Source organism: Enterobacter mori LMG 25706 (assembly GCF_000211415.1).
Lineage (GTDB): Bacteria > Pseudomonadota > Gammaproteobacteria > Enterobacterales > Enterobacteriaceae > Enterobacter > Enterobacter mori.
Genome location: NZ_GL890775.1, coordinates 213512 through 232658, shown reverse-complemented (window position 1 = coordinate 232658; position 19147 = coordinate 213512). Strand labels below are relative to the sequence as shown.

Here is a 19147-nt window from a genome sequence, read left to right as displayed (position 1 = left end):
GCCGCGCTCTTGCTGGCGCTGCCGGTTCACTCTTTTTTGGTTTGGTTACTCCCTGCGCACGCTGCAACTGACTGCGTGCGGCAAGTACCGAACTGGTGGCATCCGACAGCGGCACGTTTTGCGGCGGCGGTGTCGGCTGCGGCGGCACCTGCTGCGGCGACATCACCGCTGTCGGGGCGACCGGCGCGAAGGACTGTCGCGGCACTTCCGGTTCGGGCAGCGGCATGCGCGGGTGGAACGCCAGCGCGCGCAGCAGCGTCATTTCAACGCCCATCCGGCGGTCCGGCGCGAACGGCAGCTCTTTGCGGCCAATTAGCAGCGTCTGGTAGTAAAGCTGTACGTCGGCAGGCGGCACTGTGCGGGCAAGTTCACGCATCCGCTGCTCAATGGCGGCCATATCCGCGCCGATTGCCGATGGAGAAAGCTGCAGCATCGCCACGCGGTGCAGCAGGCTGAGCATTTCAACCAGCAGCCCCTCCCACTCCACGCCTCGGGCGGCAGCCGCGTTTACCAGCGACATCACGCGTTCACCGTTGGCGGCAATCATCGCTTCGATAAGCGAGAGCGCCTGATCGTCATCCAGCGTACCGAGCATGGTGCTGACCGCGTCGGTCGAGAGCTTGCCGTCACCGCTGGCAATCGCCTGATCGGTCAGGCTTAACGCATCACGCAGGCTACCGTCCGCCGCGCGGGCCAGCAGTTGCAGGGCGCGCGGTTCGTGGACAATTTTCTCTTCATCGAGAATGTGCTCAAGCTGCGCGCGGATCTGCTCAACGTCCAGCGCCTTCAGGTGGAACTGCAGGCAGCGCGACAGAATGGTAACCGGCAACTTTTGCGGATCGGTGGTCGCCAGCAGGAACTTCACGTGTGCAGGCGGCTCTTCCAGCGTTTTCAGCAGGGCGTTGAAGCTGTGACGCGACAACATGTGCACTTCATCGATCAGGTAGACCTTGAAGCGGCCGCGCGCCGGGGCGTACTGCACGTTATCGAGCAGATCGCGAGTGTCTTCCACTTTGGTGCGCGAGGCGGCGTCGATCTCAATCAGATCGACAAAACGCCCCTGCTCGATTTCCCTGCAGTTATCGCACACGCCGCACGGGGTGGCGGTAATCCCGGTTTCGCAGTTGAGGCCTTTCGCCAGCAGACGGGCAATAGAGGTCTTACCGACGCCGCGGGTGCCGGAAAAAAGATAGGCGTGATGGATACGACCTAGCGACAAGCCGTTCGCCAGGGCCGTCAGCACATGTTCCTGACCGACAACGTCAGCAAAGGTTTGTGGTCGCCATTTACGGGCTAACACCTGATAACTCATGGGCAGGCTCTGCAACGCTGGAAGGTGAATTTATGGAGGGGAATGCTATCACAACCTCACTCATTGAGCGAGGTTGTGAGGAACGGGATTAATGACCCGGGAATGGCACCAGGCTGTAGCTGGTAATACCCTGTTTTTCCAGGCGCTGTTCGCCACCCAGATCGAACAGGTTGATGATGAATGCCGCGTCGGTCACTTCCCCACCCAGACGGCGGATCAGCTTCACGGTCGCTTCGATGGTGCCGCCGGTTGCCAGCAGATCGTCCACCACCAGCACTTTGTCGCCTGGCTTGATGGCATCCACGTGGATTTCCAGCTGATCGGTGCCGTACTCCAGCTCGTAGCTCTCAGCAATGGTTTCACGCGGCAGCTTGCGCGGCTTACGCACCGGCACAAAACCCACGCCCATTGCCAGCGCAACCGGTGCGCCAAACAGGAAGCCACGGGCTTCGGTACCTACTACTTTGGTGATCCCGGCGTTTTTATAACGCTCCACCAGCAGTTCAATGCTGAGCGCGTACGCTTTCGGGTCTTCCAGCAAGCTGGTGACATCACGGAAAAGAATGCCAGGCTTCGGATAGTCCTGGATGCTTTTGATGCTGTTTTTCAGAAATTCAAGCTGCTGTGCAGTTGCGGTCATCGGTTTGTGCCTAAGTGAAACAGTGTTACTCACGGCGCGCAACGAGTCGGTAAAGGTAACAATTGCTTAACCTTTAACCAGGCGCACCTGTGCTCGAAAACGGTCGAATTTACTGGCTGTACGCAATAATTGCAACAGCCATGATGAGGCTTCAGTGCTTTTGTTGCTTTTCATCAACCACGGGGATCCGCCACATAAAGATAAGCAGACAGGTCAGGATCGCCAGCAGCAGAATGCGTACCCACATCATTTTCACCAGCCATAATGAAATGGCGAAGGTGATGAGGATCACCGCGATCGCGCGCGGCTTCGCGCCGGGCGGCATGGCCCGGTGTTTTTGCCAGTACCGCAGGTAGCCGCCAAACCATGAGCGGTAGAGCAGCCAGTGGTGAAAGCGCGGCGATGAACGGGCGAAGCACCAGGCCGCCAGCAGAATAAACGGCGTGGTCGGTAACAGGGGTAAAACAACGCCCAGCGTGCCCAGCACTACCGCGAGCCAGCCAATGATGATTAAAATAGTACGCTGCATAATGCGAATCGTTATCAAACTGAACGGCTACTTTACCACTGGAGAGCGTTTTGAAAACAGCCTTGCTTCTTGAGACGCTACAAAATCAACTGATCGCCTTGCGCGCGCAGGCCACGCCGCTGATGGGACACGCCACGCTGAAGCCGCGCTTTGACCGACAGCTTTTTCGTACCCGCAGCACGTTAATTCAGGATTATCTTGCGGAAGCGCAAACGAATCTTGATGAGTTGCGCCATGCGGTAGAGAACGGACAGCAGGAACAGGTGGCCTGGCTGGCGGAGCATCTCGCCGAGCAGATTACTGCTTTACATCGCGAAATCGCCGCCTGGCCGCTGCGCGCCTGGGACAGCGCCTCGCCGGGACTCGGTAAATGGCAGCGCAAGCGGCTGGAGAACCAGGAGTTTGAACGCCGGCTGTTTGAGATGAAACGCGAACGCGAAGCCCGACTGAACAACAGCGAAACGCTGGAAGAGCAGCAGCTATTGATGCGCGAGATAAGCGCCCTCGAAGGCCGTATTGCCCGCTGCCGACAGGCGCTGGATGAGATCGAGCGCGTCATTAAACGTTTGACCCGTTAACAGGAGCCACAAAGATGTCACTGGAAAATGCACCCGACGAGGTCAAGCTGGCCGTCGATTTGATTATGCTGCTGGAGAATCATGAGATCCCGGCGGAGACGGTGCTGAAAGCGCTGGAGATTGTGCGGCGGGATTTTGAAGGAAAGGTGAAGGCCTGTTGCCCTACCCTAACCCTCTCCCACAGGGAGAGGGGAAATAGATTATGCCGGAGTCGGGTCGTCACCCTTAATCTCGCGCTTCACTTCCGTATGCTCTTCACCTTTTTCGTTACGCAGGTGAACCTCAAGCTGGTTGAAGGCGATGTTAATGTCATTTTCACGGCACAGGCGGTCGATCGCGCGGTTCAGTTCGTCGACGGTGTAGCTGCGATCGCGCAGCTCACGCACGTACAGGCGCAGCTCGTGATCCAGCGTACTCGGACCGAAAGTGGTGAAGAACACCGCAGGAGCCGGATCGTGCATGACTTTCGGATGTTCAGACGCCGCCTTCAACAGCACCTCTTTCACCTTGTCCAGATCGGAACCGTAGGCCACACCGAGGCGGATCACCACGCGGGTGGTCGTATCAGAGAGCGACCAGTTGATCAGGCGCTCGGTCACGAACGCTTTGTTCGGGATGATCACCTCTTTACGGTCAAAGTCGGTAATGGTGGTCGCACGAATACGGATCTTGCTGACGGTGCCGGAGAAGGTGCCGATGGTGACGGTATCGCCGATACGCACCGGACGTTCGAACAGGATGATCAGGCCGGAGACGAAGTTCCCGAAGATCTCCTGCAGGCCGAAACCAAGACCGACCGAGAGCGCTGCCGCCAGCCACTGCAGTTTGTCCCATGAAACACCCAGCGAACCAAAGACCGTCATCGCACCCGCGATAATGATCACGTAGTTCAGGATAGTGGTGATGGCGTAAGACGCCCCCTGACGCAGGTTCAGGCGGGACAGCACCAGCACTTCCAGCAGGCCCGGCAGGTTGCGGATCAGCGCCCAGGCGACCACCAGCGACACCAGCGCAAAGAGCAGGCTGCCCATGGTCACGCTTTTCATCACCGTCACACCCGCCTCGGTGCCGCTGTACTGCCAGAGCTTGACGCTGTCGAGGTACGCAAAGACGGTGATTAAATCAGACCAGATGGCCCAGAACATCACCCCAAACAGCGCCACCATCACCAGCATCGTGATACGCATGGTTTGCTGGTTGACCTGCTCCAGCGCGATGGTCGGCTCTTCCTGCGGCTCCGCGCCTTCTGCCCCCTCTTTCACCTGATGCTGACGGCGCGCGATCGCACGGCGATAGGCGATACGCCGCGCCGCCACGCTCAACCCGCGCAGCACGGTCTGGAACAGCAGATTCCAGACAATCACCAGATAAACCGTTTCGATCCAGCGGCCTGACAGGCGCAGCGTGGTATAGAAGTAGCCCGTTGCCGTCAGCACCATCAGCGCCAGCGGAATGATCGCCAGCACCGTTACGGTCGCCAGACGAAGGTTGTGGGACTCTTTATCACGCCAGCTGTCGCGGCACATCGGCCACATCAGAACGGCAATCAGCAGCAGGTTCAGCAGAATAACCAGCTGCCCCAGCACGTCGTCCATCAAATGCAGCGGTGAGAGTTCAGACACGACAGACCAGAAGTGCAGCGGCAGCAGCGCGAGGCTGATGCGAACAATCTGGCGACGCCAGTGGCTGGTAAGTTGTTCCGGCATGTTGAAGTGACGCACCGCCACCCCGTCTTTTTCCAGCACTTTCCAGCAGAGACCAAACACCAGCCAGAACAGCGCCAGCTTTTTGCTGAACGCCCAGAGCAGGTCGCTGATGTTGAGCTGCATCGTGAGCAGAATCAGCCCGGCGGCCAGAATCAGCAGGCAGACCGGCAGCGCGCGGATCAGGTCAATCAGGATCGCTTTCGGGGTGTGTAGCTGGCTGTCGTTACGCAGTTGTCCCACTTCCGACGCCAGCCTGGCCTGATACTGTTTCAGCCATTTCAAACGCCAGCGGATCAGACCCGCAATCAGCAACAGCGGCAGGCCCGCGAGGAAGGCAATCATCACCGCAGGCCGGGCCTTCTCCCAGTTGACGGTGATTTTCATGCTCTTGATTTGCGACTTCAGCGTCTCAGGGAAGGATTTGACCCAGTCCCAGTCCATCGGCTTGTTGCTGTTCACCCAGAAAATCTGCTGGGTCGAAATCTCCTGCAGGCTTTTCGAGACGCTCACCAGCTGCTGCTGGTTGATCTGCAGGTTAATGGCCATCATCAGCTGATTGCCCAGCTGTTTGTTGAGCTGGTCGAGCAGCTCGCGACGCATATCGACGACCTGCAACAGCGCGTCGTGAACCTCCGGGTTCACCTCGCTGGAATGGCCCTCTTCCACTTTCGCGACAAAGTTATCGCTCTGGAAAAGCGCATCGCGCTGCTGGTTGACGTCAAACTGCTCCAGACGTAAATCTGCGATGCGGTTGGTCATGTCCTCCAGCTCGTCAGCGGACGGCAGCGTCTGCTGCTGCTGGTACAAAATTCGCGACAGCAGAAGGCTCCCTTTCAGAACCGCAATCTGCTCTTTAATGTTACGTTCCGCCTGCAGCGCGCGATCCAGCCAGTTTTTAACTTTAATATTCTGCTGCACCAGCGAGTTACCGCTTTCGGTGGCCTGAATCAGACGCTCACTTAACTGATGGTTGAGCTCAAGCTCCTGCTTCACCAGCGGGTTGGCCTGAATGCGGGCGGTTTCGTCTGGCGATACGGCTTCCTGAGCGGTTTTTTCCGTCAGCGTCAGACGTTTACTGTTTACCGCCTCTTGCAGCAGCTGGAGCTGGTGCTCAAGACGATTAATGTTGGCAGTGACGTAATCACGCTGTTTTTGCAGCGTATCCTGCAGCACCGTATTGCCTTCAAGGCTCTTGCGCTGCTGTTCAATTTCCGCATTAAGCAACGTCTGCTGAATCAACAGCAACGTTTGCTGCGTAGCGCGTAACGCGCCATCTCCCACAGCCGTCCCATTCAGGCGGTTGCGGATCTGCTGAAGCTGCTGAGACGCGGTGTACATCGCGTTTTGCACCCGCTCAGGCTGCGTTTGCAGCGAGACAAGCTGGCTGTTATAGGTGGCGAGATCGGACTGCGCGGTCTGGAGATCGTCCAGCAACTGCGCCACACGCGACTCCAGCTGACGTAGCGAGAGCGTCGCAAGCGTTTTGCGGGTTTCGTCATCGTTATCGACGTCGCTCAGCGCGCTCAGCGCCTCTGTCGCCTTGCGCATGTTGTCCGGGGCCTGCGCGACCTTCTGGCGAAGCTGAGCCGTTTCTGCTTTTACGCGTTCAATTTTATCCAGCGTTTCCAGCGTTTCCGTCAGATCCTGTTGGACGAGTTTCTCCTGAGGCGACAGCTCTTTTTGTTTATTCAGCGTATCAAGCTGCGCCTGAACATCGGCACGCGAAGGGATATCGCTGGCGTTATCTGCGCGAGCATACGAAAGCGGCGCGGAAGCCAGGAAAAACAGCATAGCAAAAAATAATGCAAGAACAGGATGTTGCGAGCGTTTGGTGTGCAGCATAGTCGTGAGTATGATGTGAGAAATGACCGAAAATAGTCCGGCGTGAAGAATATCACGCCCGCTGAAAGCAGAATAGCAAGAACATGAACCTCCAGGATAAATCCTGGCGACGGTCAGGCAGGAACGGAGTGGGTTTCGTCACGCAGCGTCGGGCAAAATTGCAACATCTCCAGCAAAATGGCGACGTAGCTACGAGCTTCGTTTTTAAGATCAAAAGATTGTGGCGCAAATAGCCAGTTCTCCATCAGCCCGGAGACATAGCTACGTAACAGGATGGCGGCGCGTCGCGTCAGCAGGTTGGCCGGTAATGTTTTTGCCTGAATACATTGCGTTAGCGTCTGTTCGATACGGTCATAGCTCTCCAGACACAGGCTACGCTGCGCCTGCTGGACGACCGCCATTTCGCCCACGAACTCGCATTTATGAAAAATAATTTCCATCATTAGCCTGCGACGTTCTTCAACTACCGTTGCTTCAAGGATATATACTAGAATTTCTCTTAATACTGAGAGTGGATCGTCGGGGAATTTTGCCCGATACTCAGTCTCTAGATCGCTAATGTTGGATTCTGAAAGCTCCCAGATTTCACCAAACAGATCTGACTTGTCTTTAAAATGCCAGTAAATCGCTCCCCGCGTGACGCCCGCGGCCTGAGCAATCTGCGCCAGCGAGGTTGATGACACACCCTGCTGAGAGAACAAACGAATCGCCACATCCAGAATGTGTTGTCGGGTTTCCAGCGCTTGTTGTTTGGTTTTTCGTGCCATATGTCAGTGAATTTACAGGAGTCAGATTTACATACATTTGTGAATGTATGTACCATAGCATGACGATAATATAAACGCAGCAATGGGTTTTTAGACTCAGGACCCTTGATCAATTTGAAATCGGACACTCGAGGTTTACATATGAACAAAAACAGAGGGTTAACGCCTCTGGCGGTCGTTCTGATGCTCTCAGGCAGCTTAGCGCTAACAGGATGTGACGACAAACCGGCTCAACAAGGAGCTCAGCAGGCGCCAGAAGTAGGCGTTGTGACGCTCAAATCTGAACCTCTACAAATCACCACAGAATTACCAGGCCGTACGAGTGCTTACCGCATTGCGGAAGTGCGTCCTCAGGTGAGCGGTATTATCCTGAAACGTAACTTCACGGAAGGCGGTGATGTGAAAGCCGGTGAGTCTCTGTAGCAGATTGATCCAGCAACCTATCAGGCGTCTTATGAAAGCGCGAAAGGCGATCTGGCGAAAGCTGAAGCTGCAGCCAAAATCTCCCAGCTCACGCTGAGCCGCTATAAAAAACTGCTCGGTACGCAGTACATCAGTCAACAGGATTACGATACTGCGCTGGCGGATGCACAGCAGACCAACGCTGCCGTCGTTGCCGCGAAAGCCGCCGTCGAAACCGCGCGTATTAACCTGGCCTACACCAAAGTGACCTCCCCTATCAGCGGTCGTATTGGTAAATCTTCCGTGACGGAAGGGGCGCTGGTGCAGAACGGTCAGGCCTCGGCGCTGGCTACCGTGCAGCAGCTTGATCCGATCTACGTTGACGTCACACAGTCCAGCAATGATTTCCTGCGTCTGAAGCAAGAGCTCGCAAGTGGCAAGCTGCAACAGGAAAACGGCAAAGCCAAAGTGGAGCTTGTGACCAATGACGGTATCAAATACCCACAGTCAGGCACACTGGAATTCTCTGATGTGACGGTCGACCAGACCACCGGTTCCATCACCTTACGTGCGATTTTCCCGAACCCGGACAACACGCTGTTGCCTGGTATGTTCGTTCGCGCGCGTCTGGAAGAAGGGACGAATCCAACCGCACTTCTGGTTCCACAGCAGGGTGTGACCCGTACGCCACGCGGCGATGCGAGCGCACTGGTTGTCGGGGCTGATGACAAAGTCGAAACCCGCAATATCACTGCTACGCAGGCGATTGGCGATAAATGGCTGGTGACGGAAGGTCTGAAAGATGGCGATCGCGTGATTATCACTGGTTTGCAAAAAGTTCGTCCTGGCGCGCAGGTTAAAGCACAGGAAGTGAAGTCTGACGATAAACAACAAGCTTCAGCCGCTGGTCAGTCAGAACAAACCAAGTCTTAACTTAAACAGGAGCCGTTAAGACATGCCTAATTTCTTTATCGATCGCCCCATATTTGCGTGGGTGATCGCCATAATCATCATGCTAGCTGGGGGACTTGCGATCCTGAAGCTGCCCGTCGCGCAATATCCAACGATTGCGCCACCGGCGGTGACGATCTCCGCAACCTACCCAGGGGCTGATGCAAAAACGGTGCAGGACACCGTGACTCAGGTTATCGAACAGAACATGAACGGTATCGATAACCTGATGTACATGTCCTCAAACAGTGACTCCACCGGTACAGGTCAGATCACCCTGACCTTCGAGTCAGGTACCGGTGCTGACATCGCGCAGGTTCGGGTGCAGAACAAACTGCAGCTGGCGATGCCGCTGCTGCCGCAGGAAGTACAACAGCAGGGCGTGAGCGTCGAGAAATCGTCCAGTAGCTTCCTGATGGTTGTCGGCGTTATCAACACCAACGGCACCATGACGCAGGAGGATATTTCCGACTACGTGGGCGCCAACATGAAGGACGCCATCAGCCGTACTTCCGGTGTGGGTGACGTGCAGCTGTTTGGTTCCCAGTACGCGATGCGTATCTGGATGGATCCGAACAAGCTGAACAACTTCCAGCTGACGCCGGTTGACGTAATCAGCGCGATCAAAGCACAGAACGCCCGGGTGGCAGCCGGTCAGCTAGGCGGTACGCCGCCGGTGAAAGGCCAGCAGCTTAACGCCTCGATCATCGCACAGACGCGTCTGACGTCCGCCGATGAGTTCAGCAAAATTCTGCTGAAAGTGAATCAGGACGGTTCTCAGGTTCGCCTGCGCGACGTGGCGAAAGTTGAGCTGGGCGGTGAGAACTACGACATCATCGCGAAGTTCAACGGCAAACCTGCTTCCGGTCTGGGTATCAAACTGGCGACAGGCGCTAACGCCCTGGACACCGCCACGGCTATCCGTGCAGAGCTGAAGAAGATGGAACCTTTCTTCCCGTCAGGTCTGAAAATCGTATATCCGTATGACACCACGCCGTTCGTTAAAATCTCGATTCACGAAGTGGTAAAAACCCTGGTTGAGGCGATCATCCTCGTCTTCCTGGTCATGTACCTGTTCCTGCAAAACTTCCGTGCGACGCTGATCCCAACCATCGCCGTTCCGGTCGTACTGCTCGGGACCTTTGCAATCCTGTCGATATTTGGCTACTCGATAAACACCCTGACGATGTTCGGGATGGTGCTCGCCATCGGCTTGCTGGTGGATGACGCCATCGTTGTGGTAGAGAACGTCGAGCGTGTGATGGCGGAGGAAGGCCTGCCGCCGAAGGAAGCAACCCGTAAATCGATGGGGCAAATCCAGGGCGCGCTGGTCGGTATCGCGATGGTGCTGTCTGCGGTATTTATCCCGATGGCCTTCTTCGGGGGGTCAACCGGTGCGATTTACCGTCAGTTCTCTATTACCATCGTTTCCGCGATGGCGCTGTCCGTGCTGGTGGCGTTGATCCTGACACCTGCCCTGTGTGCCACCATGCTGAAGCCGATTCAGAAAGGCGGTCACGGCGAGCACAGAGGGTTCTTCGGCTGGTTTAACCGCATGTTTGATAAGAGCACGCACCATTACACCGACAGCGTGGGCAACATCCTGCGCAGCACCGGTCGTTATCTGCTGCTCTATATCATCATCGTGGTGGGCATGGCTTTCCTGTTCGTTCGTCTGCCAAGCTCGTTCCTGCCGGATGAAGACCAGGGCGTGTTCCTGACGATGGCACAGCTCCCGGCGGGTGCATCGCAAGAGCGTACCCAGAAAGTGCTGGACGAAGTGACGGACTACTACCTCACCAAAGAGAAAGACAACGTTGAATCCGTGTTTGCGGTTAACGGCTTTGGCTTTGCGGGTCGTGGTCAGAACACCGGTATCGCCTTCGTTTCTCTGAAAGACTGGTCTGAACGTCCGGGCGAAGAGAATAAAGTTGAAGCGATCACCGGCCGCGCTATGGGCACCTTCTCGCAGATTAAAGATGCGATGGTCTTCGCCTTTAACCTGCCAGCGATTGTTGAACTGGGTACGGCGACCGGTTTCGACTTCCAGCTGATTGACCAGGGTGGTTTGGGTCACGAGAAACTGACTCAGGCGCGTAACCAGCTGTTTGGTGAAGTGGCTAAACACCCTGACCTGCTGGTCGGCGTGCGTCCAAACGGTCTGGAAGATACGCCGCAGTATAAAATCGACATCGACCAGGAAAAAGCCCAGGCGCTGGGTGTGTCCATCAGCGACATCAATACCACACTGGGCGCAGCCTGGGGCGGTAGCTACGTCAACGACTTCATCGACCGCGGTCGTGTGAAGAAGGTGTACGTGATGTCAGAAGCGCAGTACCGTATGTTGCCGAACGACATCAATAACTGGTACGTTCGCGGCAGCGATGGGCAGATGGTACCGTTCTCCGCCTTCTCAACCTCGCGTTGGGAATACGGTTCACCGCGTCTGGAACGCTATAACGGCTTGCCATCGATGGAAATCCTGGGTCAGGCTGCGCCGGGTCGAAGCACCGGTGAAGCGATGAACCTGATGGAAGAACTCGCCAGTAAACTGCCTGCAGGTATCGGCTATGACTGGACCGGTATGTCCTATCAGGAACGTCTGTCCGGGAACCAGGCCCCTGCCCTGTACGCCATTTCACTCATCGTGGTCTTCCTGTGTCTGGCGGCACTGTATGAGAGCTGGTCGATTCCGTTCTCCGTTATGCTGGTTGTTCCACTGGGGGTTATCGGTGCGCTGCTTGCCGCAACGTTCCGTGGGTTGACCAACGACGTTTACTTCCAGGTGGGCCTGCTGACAACCATTGGCTTGTCGGCGAAGAACGCGATACTTATCGTGGAATTCGCCAAAGATCTGATGGAGAAAGAAGGCAAAGGTCTGATTGAGGCGACGCTCGAAGCTGTTCGTATGCGTCTGCGTCCAATCCTGATGACGTCTCTGGCATTTATCCTCGGTGTAATGCCGCTGGTTATCAGCTCCGGTGCGGGCTCCGGCGCGCAGAACGCAGTAGGTACCGGCGTAATGGGTGGGATGGTAACCGCGACCGTTCTTGCGATCTTCTTCGTACCGGTGTTCTTCGTGGTGGTTCGCCGCCGCTTCAGCCGTAAGAATGAAGACGTTGAGCACAGTCATTCGGTAGAACCTCACTGATACCGGTTTCATATGATAAAAAGGCCGCATTTGCGGCCTTTTTCATTTCAAAAAAATCATAAATTACGCTTATTGTGGTGCTATTTATTTTCTGTCATCTTAATAAGACATATCATAATTAACTGAAAACTTAATCGGCGAATTCATGATTTTTTTAATTTCATTTCGTCGCGTAAATTATTAGGAATATTCCTAGCACCACTATCGAACAAAGAAAAGTCCGAATCTGGTCTTCGTCTGACAGTTTACGCTAAATCAATGAAACGTAAGGACGCGATAAAAAATCAGTGTTAATTCGGATAAAATCGTTCTGTTCAGGCCGGGCAATTGCGTAAACGCTCGCAGTATCAGGTTTTAATTGTAATTTTTCGTAATAGCGCGGTGAAATCTCGATCAGAGTGGCTTATAGTTAGAGTTATCAGGAACACAGCACCCGTGCGGCTAAGTATGTTGTATCCATCCCGACATGATGTTCGGTGAGTAAGAAATCACTCAGAAGGGGATGCGCTATGGACGAGTACTCGCCAAAAAGGCATGATATCGCGCAGTTGAAATTTCTCTGCGAATCCTTGTACCATGACTGCCTTGCCAATCTTGATGAAAGTAACCATGGCTGGGTGAATGACCCAACGTCTGCGATCAATTTACAGTTGAACGAGCTGATAGAGCATATTGCAACCTTCGCACTTAATTATAAAATTAAGTACAATGAAGATAATAAGCTCATTGAGCAAATTGACGAATACCTGGACGACACCTTTATGTTGTTCAGTAGCTACGGCATTAACGCCCAGGATTTGCAAAAATGGCGTAAATCGGGAAATCGGCTATTCCGCTGCTTCGTCAACGTGAGCAGAGCAAACCCGGTTAGTCTTTCCTGTTAAAATTATTACAATTACTAAGGTGAATTTATGTCTGATAAACCATTAACAAAAGTCGATTATTTGATGCGCTTGCGACGTTGTCAGTCAATAGACACGCTCGAACGTGTCATCGAAAAAAATAAATACGAGCTGTCTGATAATGAACTGGCTGTATTTTATTCAGCCGCTGACCATCGGCTCGCTGAGCTGACCATGAATAAGCTGTATGACAAAATCCCAACGTCCGTATGGAAATTTGTTCGTTAATCTTTAACGTGTATCTGTAGAGGTTCTACGTCACGTTCTGGTTTGTATACACCTTTCGACTTACGCTCCCTGTGCGAAAGCAGGTCTCCGTGTAAAACGTGCTCATCCGCAACATTGTTGTGACTCTTATCACACAGGTTTTCCGGGAACGTTCCCTTACTGACCTATCCCTATTACTCTGCAGTAATGATATCCAGAGAGGTTCCTGAATGAGCACAGAAAAACAGAAGATGATTGCAGGTGAACATTACTGCCCTGGTGATGAGACGTTACGGGGCGATCGGCTGCGAGCCCGCCATCTGATTCACCGCTATAACCACACCGCCCCCGACGCGAAAACTGAACGCCAGAACATTCTGGCGGAACTTTTAGGACAAAGCGCAGGCGCGTATATCGAGCCGAGTTTCCGCTGTGACTATGGTTACAACATTTACCTGGGTAAAGAATTTTACGCTAACTTCGATTGCGTGATGCTGGATGTCTGCCCTATTCATATTGGCGACAACTGCATGCTGGCACCGGGTGTGCATATCTACACGGCAACTCATCCGCTGGATCCCGATGAACGCAACAGCGGCGTCGAGTTTGGCAAGCCCGTAACCATTGGCAATAACGTCTGGATTGGCGGGCGCGCCGTCATTAATCCTGGCGTCACGCTGGGTGATAATGTGGTGGTGGCTTCTGGCGCGGTGGTGACAAAAGATGTACCGGCCAATGCTGTCGTTGGCGGCAATCCGGCAAAAATCATCAAGATGCTCTAAAGTATCGGGGAGCCAACTGTTATAGTCTTTTAACGCCTGACTGTTACTTTTTTCAGCCTGGTGGCTCCCCTAAAATAGGTAGATCCCCTGTATTTTCAACAATCATGAAGGCAGAAAATGACCGAGATACAGCGCCTGCTCACCGCCACCATCGACGATCTTAACCACCGCGAAAAGCGCGACAATCGCCCGCGTTTTAGCATTAGCTTCATCCGCAAGCATCCGGGACTGTTTGTCGCCATGTACGCTGCCTGGCTGGCAACGCTTGTGGTGATGCTGACATCCGAAACCCTGGTGGACTCCGTCTGGCTGCTCGTTGTGCTGTTTGTGGTATTTAACGCGTTCTTCTTTTTCGACGTTAATCCCCGCTACCGCTACGAAGATATCGACGTGCTTGATTTCCGGGTCTGCTATAACGGCGAGTGGTACAACACGCGCTTTGTGCCGACAGAATTGATCGACAGCATTTTACACTCCCCTGCTGTGGAGACCGGGCAGAAAGAGAAGCTGCAGAAAATGGTTTCAACCAAAGGCCAGCTCTCTTTCTATGACGTCTTTACGCTTTCCCGTTCTGCTGCTGTGTAATCAGCGTCTGTAGGCGTCGGATACCTGACGCAAATTGAGAAGCAGAGGTATTACCGTACCCCAGTACAAGACCGGTTTGCCCCTGCTTCGGCGTCAGGTAGTACCCGCTTAACGCCGCGGGGGCCAGCTGAAATGCCCTCGCCTGCTGAACAATCGCCTTGTCATTAATCCCGTCAATCGCCACCGTCAGGTGCATGCCGCCCTCCGCCGCCAGCACACGATGCGCGACATGTAGCTCCGCGTTGAGCACGTCGCGCAGCTGCCGGTAGCGTTTCCGATAGAGCCGACGCATGGCGGCAAGATGACGAGCGTAATGGCCCTCTTCAATAAACAGCGCCAGCGTACGCTGTTCCGCACGATGCCCCCCACGCAATAACACACCAATGGCCGGACGCGCCGCGTTTGCCAGCGACGGTGGGATGACCATAAAACCGATTCGGAGCGACGGGAACAGTGTTTTACTGAATGTACCCAGATAAACCACCGGCGCGTTATTGACCATTCCCAGCATTGCTGGCACCGGCTCTCCGGAATACCGAAACTCGCTGTCGTAATCGTCCTCGATAATCCAGGCCTTATGCTGGAGCGCAAGCGCCAGCAATGACAAGCGCCGACGCGCGCTCAGCACGCTCCCGTAGGGAAACTGATGTGAAGGCGAAGTAAAGATAAGCCCAGGGCGCGCTGCATGTTGCCCTTCCCAGTTCATTCCCTCGTCGTCCACGGGCATGCCCACCATCGTTAATCCCGATTTCGCAAACGCGCTTTTTGCCCCCGCATAGCCGGGATCTTCAATCCACGCGATATCCCCCGGCTCGCTCAACAACTGCGTGCAGAGATTCACCCCTTCCAAAGCCCCCTCGGTAATAACAATCTGGCTGGCATCGCAATCAATCCCCCGCGACAGGGCAAGATGGCGGGCAATCGCCTCACGTAATGAGGATTCCCCGGCCGGATCGCCATAGCCAAGCAATGCACTCCCTTCCTCGCGTAAAACGCGATCGTACAAGCGCCGCCAGAGCGGAAGAGGAAAATAATTGATGGCTGGCGTGCCGGGCGTAAAAGCGAGTACCGGCGTCTCCCGCGGCGTCGGCTCTGGCAGCTGCGTCACTCGCTTAGCCAGCGTGACGGTCGGCTCGGGAAAATCCTGTCGATTTCCGCGCTGAGCCAGTTGCGCCACGCGTGTAGCCTGACGACTGCGCAGCAGATACCCTTCGAGCGAAAGTTGCTCAAGCGCCGCATTGACGGTGTTACGGGACACGGAAAGCTGCTGCGCAATCACCCGGGAGCCCGGTAAGCGGCTTTCAGCCTGCAGCCTTCCCTGCAGGACAGCTTCACGTATGGCAAGATACAGCGTGCGCTGCAAGGTCTCTTCACCGCGCTTTTTCAGCGCAGCAGTAATCAGGGTATAAAATTCATCGCCAGGTATATTCATTTTCTCTCTCCGTGGTACCACCAGAACATACCTCGCTGGTACTTTTTAAGGAACCAGCATTTATTTACTCTGGGATCACTTACAGCAGAGCGGAAAATAACATGAGCACATTCAATCAGTTTGGACAACCTGTTGGCGATGAACTTATCGACTGGCAACCCCGCCAGCCGCCTTCCCGCGTGCATCTGCATGGCCGCTACTGTCGGCTGGAGCCGCTGCGTGTGGAACATGCCGATGCCCTCTTTTCCGCCTATCGTCTGGCAGAAGATACCCGCAGCTGGACATGGCTGCTGCGTGAACCTGATGCCACCGCAGGAGAATTTGCCGCGTGGGTGGCAAGCGTATGTGAATTACCGGATCCAATACATTTCACCGTCATTGATAATCAGACTCAGGCACCAGTCGGTACGCTGGCGCTGATGCGTATCGATCCGACAAACGGCGTTATGGAGGTGGGACACGTTCATTTCTCCCCCCTTCTTAGCCGCACGCCGATGTCCACAGAAGCGCAATATCTTCTGATGCAGTATGCGTTCGACGTGCTGGGATACCGCCGCTATGAATGGAAATGTAACAGCCTGAACGAACCTTCCCGCAAGGCGGCGCTCCGTCTGGGATTTCAGTTTGAAGGGCGCTTTCGTCAGGCTCTGGTGACGAAAGGACACAACCGGGATACGGACTGGTTCTCAATCATCGACAGCGAGTGGCCGATGCTGGCGAAAGCGTTTGAAAACTGGCTTGCCACCGACAATTTTACCGTCGATGGCAAACAGATCAGATCCCTGGAAAGTTGGCGTGAAACGCGCGTTTAGCGTCTTTTTTTACGACCCTGAACGGCTTTAAAGCGCGGGTTCGATTTGCAAATGACGTACAAGCGTCCCTTACGTTTTACGATCTGGCAATCCGGGTGACGCTGTTTCGCACTGCGCAGCGAGTTAAGTACCTGCATGGTTAACCCCGCTTCGCATTAAGAAAGCCGCCAAAACGTTTGCGGAAGCGCGCAGCGCTGCCATCCGTCGAGAACGTTTTCTGCTTGCCGGTATAAAACGGGTGTGATTTTGAAGAGACTTCGATGGTGATGTACGGATACGTTTCACCGTCGAGCTCAATTTCACGGTCGGTCTTGATGGTCGATCCGACTTTAAAGTATTCGTTGGCACTGGTGTCGTGAAACACCACGGTGCGATAGGCTGGATGGATATCAGGTTTCATTATACGCTCTTCATGTTTTGTTATAACATAACAAAATAATATCCAGGCTCAGTTGAAAAAACAACCCCTGAAAATTCCCCCCCTTCCTCGCAAAACTTCCTTAAAGGTCTGCGACAAAATGAAAATCATGACGCCTGCGTGCTATAACTATATCATTTCGCGGTAAAATCTTTCGCCTCCGACAAGCGACTCTGTGCCCGGAAACAGGCATATGAGAAAGGAAACAGCAGCATGAAAACCCGACATCTGGTCAGCCTGGTCACAGGCATACTGATCTTTTCTGTGCTGGTACCGATTTGCCTCAGTATCTGGCTGGCGCATCGCCAGGCGGAGGATAAATTTGTCGATGTGCTTGATAGTTACGCCTCCCGCGTGCTGCTTCGTACAGACAGGGTTGTTGATCAGGCAAAAGAAGCGCTGACCCGGCTTCAGGCCTTTGAGGGGCCTCCCTGTAGTTATCTACATTTACGGGAAATGCGTCGGGTTGCTTTCTCATGGCGTTATGTTCAGGAAGTGATCTACATCGACAGCCTGAAGCCCCTCTGCTCCTCGCTGGAACAAGACAGCGACGCAGCCGCTTTCCCGCCCCCGATGCGCATTACTGCAGATGGTTACAGTGCCTGGCTGACCACGCAAAACGATCTTGGTTTTAACCGCTATATGGCCGCACTCGGCAAAGGCCATTACCTTGTGCTGATCGATCCAGCCTCGTTGGTGGACGTGATCCCTTTCGGTGAGATCGCAATTGATGCCGCGCTGGTAGGCAGCTCAACACACCTCGTTTTTGCCAGCAGCGACACGCTTGCTCCTCATATCCGCAACATGATTGTCGATCGGGAAATGACCCGCGTTCAGTACAACGGCTCAATGTATATTATTAAGCCTGTTCCTGAACTGGGGTTTAATATCGTCGCCTGGGCGGCGTTAAAACCGCTGGCTGAAACCTGGCATCGGCAGCTTCTTTTCTGGCTACCGTTTGGCGTGTTGATAAGCCTGCTTGCCGCGCTTTTTGTTCTGCGTATTCTGCGGCGTATACAATCCCCACGCTACAGGCTGCTTGATGCGATTAATAACCGTGAATTTGTGGTTAACTACCAGCCCATTGTGGCGCTCTGCAGTGGGAAAATTGTCGGTGCAGAGGCGCTTGCCCGCTGGCCTCAGCCTGACGGGAGCTATCTCTCACCGGAAATTTTCGTTCCGCTAGCGGAACAGACGGGCCTTATTTCGCAACTGACGCAGCTAGTCATCGAAAAACTGTTTGAGGATATGGGTCACTGGCTACATCTGCATGGCGATCAGCATATTTCCATTAACCTTGCACCTGCCGATTTACTCTCCGGCAAGTTGCCGCCTCTGCTGAGCCAGTTGCTCAATAAGTGGAAAGTCCATCCCAGGCAGATCGCCCTTGAGTTAACCGAGCGCGGCTTTGCCGATCCTAAAATTAGCGCACCGGCCATCGCGGCATTTCGCCGTTCGGGTCATGCCATCTATATCGATGATTTTGGTACCGGTTATTCCAGTCTGAGCTACCTACAGGATCTGGACGTCGACACGTTAAAGATTGATAAGTCGTTTGTGGACGCGCTGGAGTATAAAAACGTCACCCCGCACATTATTGAAATGGCGAAATCGCTGAATCTGGCCATGGTGGCGGAGGGTATAGAGACCGACGGGCAGCTCCGCTGGCTGCACCTTCACGGGGTGCAGTATGGACAGGGGTGGTACTACAGTAAGGCGCTGCCAAGGGAGGAGTTTATTCTCTGGGCGGAAATAAACCTCAAGACACATTCTACTTAAGGTAGGATTTGATCACCTTTAAAACCACGCCAAGATCGGCTTCACGCTGCTCTTCTTCGGGCTCTTTCACCACGTGATCGGTTAAATGGCCCTCGATCACCTGCATCATCATGCCGTTGACCGCCCCGCGGATCGCTGCCAGCTGCTGGAGAACATCGGCGCATTCGTGGTCGCTATTAAGCATTTTTTCCAGCGCGTTGCTCTGCCCCTGAATTTTTTTCAGGCGGGTTAATAACATCTTCTTGTCGCGAACCGTATGTGACATCTCTTTCCCCCTAATTTTGACGTTTTAAGCATATCACGCCCTACTCCCCCTGAGTATTTTTCTACTGGGGGGTAGTATTAGACTACT

16 protein-coding genes, 3 pseudogenes and 1 other annotated feature are annotated in these 19147 nt (G+C 54.3%); of the genes and pseudogenes, 10 read left to right on the top strand and 9 right to left on the bottom strand.

The features are described 5' to 3' along the window. Window positions 1–57 (bottom strand) — a sequence feature (DnaX frameshifting element). The 3 genes and pseudogenes from dnaX to ENTMO_RS0106135 form a co-directional block, all read right to left on the bottom strand. Beyond that, window positions 1–1300, bottom strand: a pseudogene (gene dnaX / locus ENTMO_RS23895) (DNA polymerase III subunit gamma/tau); the annotation flags it as partial. Its footprint overlaps the feature before it by 57 nt. 100 nt (window positions 1301–1400) lie before the next feature. After that, window positions 1401–1952 carry an adenine phosphoribosyltransferase gene (apt, locus tag ENTMO_RS0106140; RefSeq protein ID WP_010428187.1) on the bottom strand — a complete coding sequence of 184 codons (552 nt, stop codon included), beginning with the start codon at window positions 1950–1952 and terminating at the stop codon, window positions 1401–1403. A gap of 151 nt (window positions 1953–2103) precedes the next feature. After that, the gene (locus ENTMO_RS0106135; protein ID WP_010428184.1) at window positions 2104–2481 is read right to left on the bottom strand and encodes a DUF454 family protein; all 378 of its coding nucleotides are present in this window, start codon (window positions 2479–2481) and stop codon (window positions 2104–2106) included. Between the two features lie 50 nt (window positions 2482–2531). Between ENTMO_RS0106135 and priC the strand changes: the two genes are divergently transcribed. Beyond that, window positions 2532–3059 (top strand): primosomal replication protein N'', encoded by a 528-nt coding sequence (gene priC / locus ENTMO_RS0106130; RefSeq protein ID WP_010428182.1) that lies wholly within the window; start codon window positions 2532–2534, stop codon window positions 3057–3059. A 14-nt stretch (window positions 3060–3073) separates the two neighbouring features. Further along, window positions 3074–3258, top strand: a pseudogene (rsmS, locus tag ENTMO_RS25100) (pleiotropic regulatory protein RsmS). A 1-nt stretch (window position 3259) separates the two neighbouring features. Here the strand turns inward: rsmS and mscK are convergent. Both mscK and acrR read right to left on the bottom strand, forming a co-directional pair. After that, on the bottom strand, window positions 3260–6607 hold the full coding sequence (gene mscK, locus ENTMO_RS0106125) for a mechanosensitive channel MscK (RefSeq protein ID WP_010428180.1): 3348 nt from the start codon (window positions 6605–6607) through the stop codon (window positions 3260–3262). A 113-nt stretch (window positions 6608–6720) separates the two neighbouring features. Continuing rightward, window positions 6721–7374 carry a multidrug efflux transporter transcriptional repressor AcrR gene (acrR, locus tag ENTMO_RS0106120; protein ID WP_010428179.1) on the bottom strand — a complete coding sequence of 218 codons (654 nt, stop codon included), beginning with the start codon at window positions 7372–7374 and terminating at the stop codon, window positions 6721–6723. Between the two features lie 141 nt (window positions 7375–7515). Between acrR and acrA the strand changes: the two are divergent. From acrA to ENTMO_RS0106090, 6 genes and pseudogenes are all read left to right on the top strand, one after another. Next, a pseudogene (gene acrA, locus ENTMO_RS23890) lies at window positions 7516–8709 on the top strand (multidrug efflux RND transporter periplasmic adaptor subunit AcrA). Window positions 8710–8731: 22 nt separating this feature from the next. Next, window positions 8732–11878, top strand: a complete 3147-nt coding sequence (gene acrB, locus ENTMO_RS0106110; protein ID WP_010428176.1) for a multidrug efflux RND transporter permease subunit AcrB — start codon at window positions 8732–8734, stop codon at window positions 11876–11878. 509 nt (window positions 11879–12387) lie between these two features. Continuing rightward, window positions 12388–12762: an Hha toxicity modulator TomB gene (tomB, locus tag ENTMO_RS0106105; RefSeq protein ID WP_008499288.1), complete on the top strand. Its 375-nt coding sequence runs from the start codon at window positions 12388–12390 to the stop codon at window positions 12760–12762. A 27-nt stretch (window positions 12763–12789) separates the two neighbouring features. After that, window positions 12790–13008, top strand: coding sequence for an HHA domain-containing protein (locus tag ENTMO_RS0106100; RefSeq protein WP_010428174.1), 219 nt, complete (start codon window positions 12790–12792; stop codon window positions 13006–13008). A gap of 209 nt (window positions 13009–13217) precedes the next feature. After that, window positions 13218–13769, top strand: coding sequence for a maltose O-acetyltransferase (maa, locus tag ENTMO_RS0106095; protein ID WP_010428173.1), 552 nt, complete (start codon window positions 13218–13220; stop codon window positions 13767–13769). 117 nt (window positions 13770–13886) lie between these two features. Next, window positions 13887–14354 carry a YlaC family protein gene (locus ENTMO_RS0106090; RefSeq protein WP_010428172.1) on the top strand — a complete coding sequence of 156 codons (468 nt, stop codon included), beginning with the start codon at window positions 13887–13889 and terminating at the stop codon, window positions 14352–14354. On the opposite strand, the gene pdxR is transcribed toward ENTMO_RS0106090, so the two are convergent. Next, window positions 14326–15786, bottom strand: a complete 1461-nt coding sequence (pdxR, locus tag ENTMO_RS0106085; protein WP_010428171.1) for a MocR-like pyridoxine biosynthesis transcription factor PdxR — start codon at window positions 15784–15786, stop codon at window positions 14326–14328. The two genes, ENTMO_RS0106090 and pdxR, sit on opposite strands and share 29 nt — an antisense overlap. 101 nt (window positions 15787–15887) lie before the next feature. On the opposite strand from pdxR, the gene ENTMO_RS0106080 reads away from it, so the two are divergent. Next, a complete protein-coding gene (locus ENTMO_RS0106080; protein WP_010428169.1) occupies window positions 15888–16598 on the top strand; it encodes a GNAT family N-acetyltransferase in 711 nt (236 codons plus the stop codon). Here ENTMO_RS0106080 and ykgO read toward each other — a convergent pair. Both ykgO and ENTMO_RS0106070 read right to left on the bottom strand, forming a co-directional pair. Beyond that, window positions 16595–16735, bottom strand: a complete 141-nt coding sequence (gene ykgO, locus ENTMO_RS0106075) for a type B 50S ribosomal protein L36 (protein ID WP_003859006.1) — start codon at window positions 16733–16735, stop codon at window positions 16595–16597. The two genes, ENTMO_RS0106080 and ykgO, sit on opposite strands and share 4 nt — an antisense overlap. Before the next feature lie 2 nt (window positions 16736–16737). After that, window positions 16738–16998 carry a type B 50S ribosomal protein L31 gene (locus ENTMO_RS0106070; protein ID WP_010428154.1) on the bottom strand — a complete coding sequence of 87 codons (261 nt, stop codon included), beginning with the start codon at window positions 16996–16998 and terminating at the stop codon, window positions 16738–16740. Window positions 16999–17229: 231 nt separating this feature from the next. Here ENTMO_RS0106070 and ENTMO_RS0106065 point away from each other — a divergent pair, with 231 nt between their 5' ends. After that, window positions 17230–18795 (top strand): EAL domain-containing protein, encoded by a 1566-nt coding sequence (locus ENTMO_RS0106065; RefSeq protein ID WP_010428151.1) that lies wholly within the window; start codon window positions 17230–17232, stop codon window positions 18793–18795. Here ENTMO_RS0106065 and ENTMO_RS0106060 read toward each other — a convergent pair. Further along, window positions 18788–19060 (bottom strand): metal/formaldehyde-sensitive transcriptional repressor, encoded by a 273-nt coding sequence (locus ENTMO_RS0106060; protein WP_010428149.1) that lies wholly within the window; start codon window positions 19058–19060, stop codon window positions 18788–18790. The two genes, ENTMO_RS0106065 and ENTMO_RS0106060, sit on opposite strands and share 8 nt — an antisense overlap. Window positions 19061–19147 lie beyond the last annotated feature (87 nt).

What these genes read in the sequence shown, in the direction of transcription:
- apt (WP_010428187.1), bottom strand. Translation starts at nt 1,952, where the DNA reads ATGACCGCAACTGCACAGCAGCTTGAATTTCTGAAAAACAGCATCAAA.
- ENTMO_RS0106135 (WP_010428184.1), bottom strand. Translation starts at nt 2,481, where the DNA reads ATGCAGCGTACTATTTTAATCATCATTGGCTGGCTCGCGGTAGTGCTG.
- mscK (WP_010428180.1), bottom strand. Translation starts at nt 6,607, where the DNA reads ATGCTGCACACCAAACGCTCGCAACATCCTGTTCTTGCATTATTTTTT.
- acrR (WP_010428179.1), bottom strand. Translation starts at nt 7,374, where the DNA reads ATGGCACGAAAAACCAAACAACAAGCGCTGGAAACCCGACAACACATT.
- acrB (WP_010428176.1), top strand. Translation starts at nt 8,732, where the DNA reads ATGCCTAATTTCTTTATCGATCGCCCCATATTTGCGTGGGTGATCGCC.
- tomB (WP_008499288.1), top strand. Translation starts at nt 12,388, where the DNA reads ATGGACGAGTACTCGCCAAAAAGGCATGATATCGCGCAGTTGAAATTT.
- ENTMO_RS0106100 (WP_010428174.1), top strand. Translation starts at nt 12,790, where the DNA reads ATGTCTGATAAACCATTAACAAAAGTCGATTATTTGATGCGCTTGCGA.
- maa (WP_010428173.1), top strand. Translation starts at nt 13,218, where the DNA reads ATGAGCACAGAAAAACAGAAGATGATTGCAGGTGAACATTACTGCCCT.
- ENTMO_RS0106090 (WP_010428172.1), top strand. Translation starts at nt 13,887, where the DNA reads ATGACCGAGATACAGCGCCTGCTCACCGCCACCATCGACGATCTTAAC.
- pdxR (WP_010428171.1), bottom strand. Translation starts at nt 15,786, where the DNA reads ATGAATATACCTGGCGATGAATTTTATACCCTGATTACTGCTGCGCTG.
- ENTMO_RS0106080 (WP_010428169.1), top strand. Translation starts at nt 15,888, where the DNA reads ATGAGCACATTCAATCAGTTTGGACAACCTGTTGGCGATGAACTTATC.
- ykgO (WP_003859006.1), bottom strand. Translation starts at nt 16,735, where the DNA reads ATGCAGGTACTTAACTCGCTGCGCAGTGCGAAACAGCGTCACCCGGAT.
- ENTMO_RS0106070 (WP_010428154.1), bottom strand. Translation starts at nt 16,998, where the DNA reads ATGAAACCTGATATCCATCCAGCCTATCGCACCGTGGTGTTTCACGAC.
- ENTMO_RS0106065 (WP_010428151.1), top strand. Translation starts at nt 17,230, where the DNA reads ATGAAAACCCGACATCTGGTCAGCCTGGTCACAGGCATACTGATCTTT.
- ENTMO_RS0106060 (WP_010428149.1), bottom strand. Translation starts at nt 19,060, where the DNA reads ATGTCACATACGGTTCGCGACAAGAAGATGTTATTAACCCGCCTGAAA.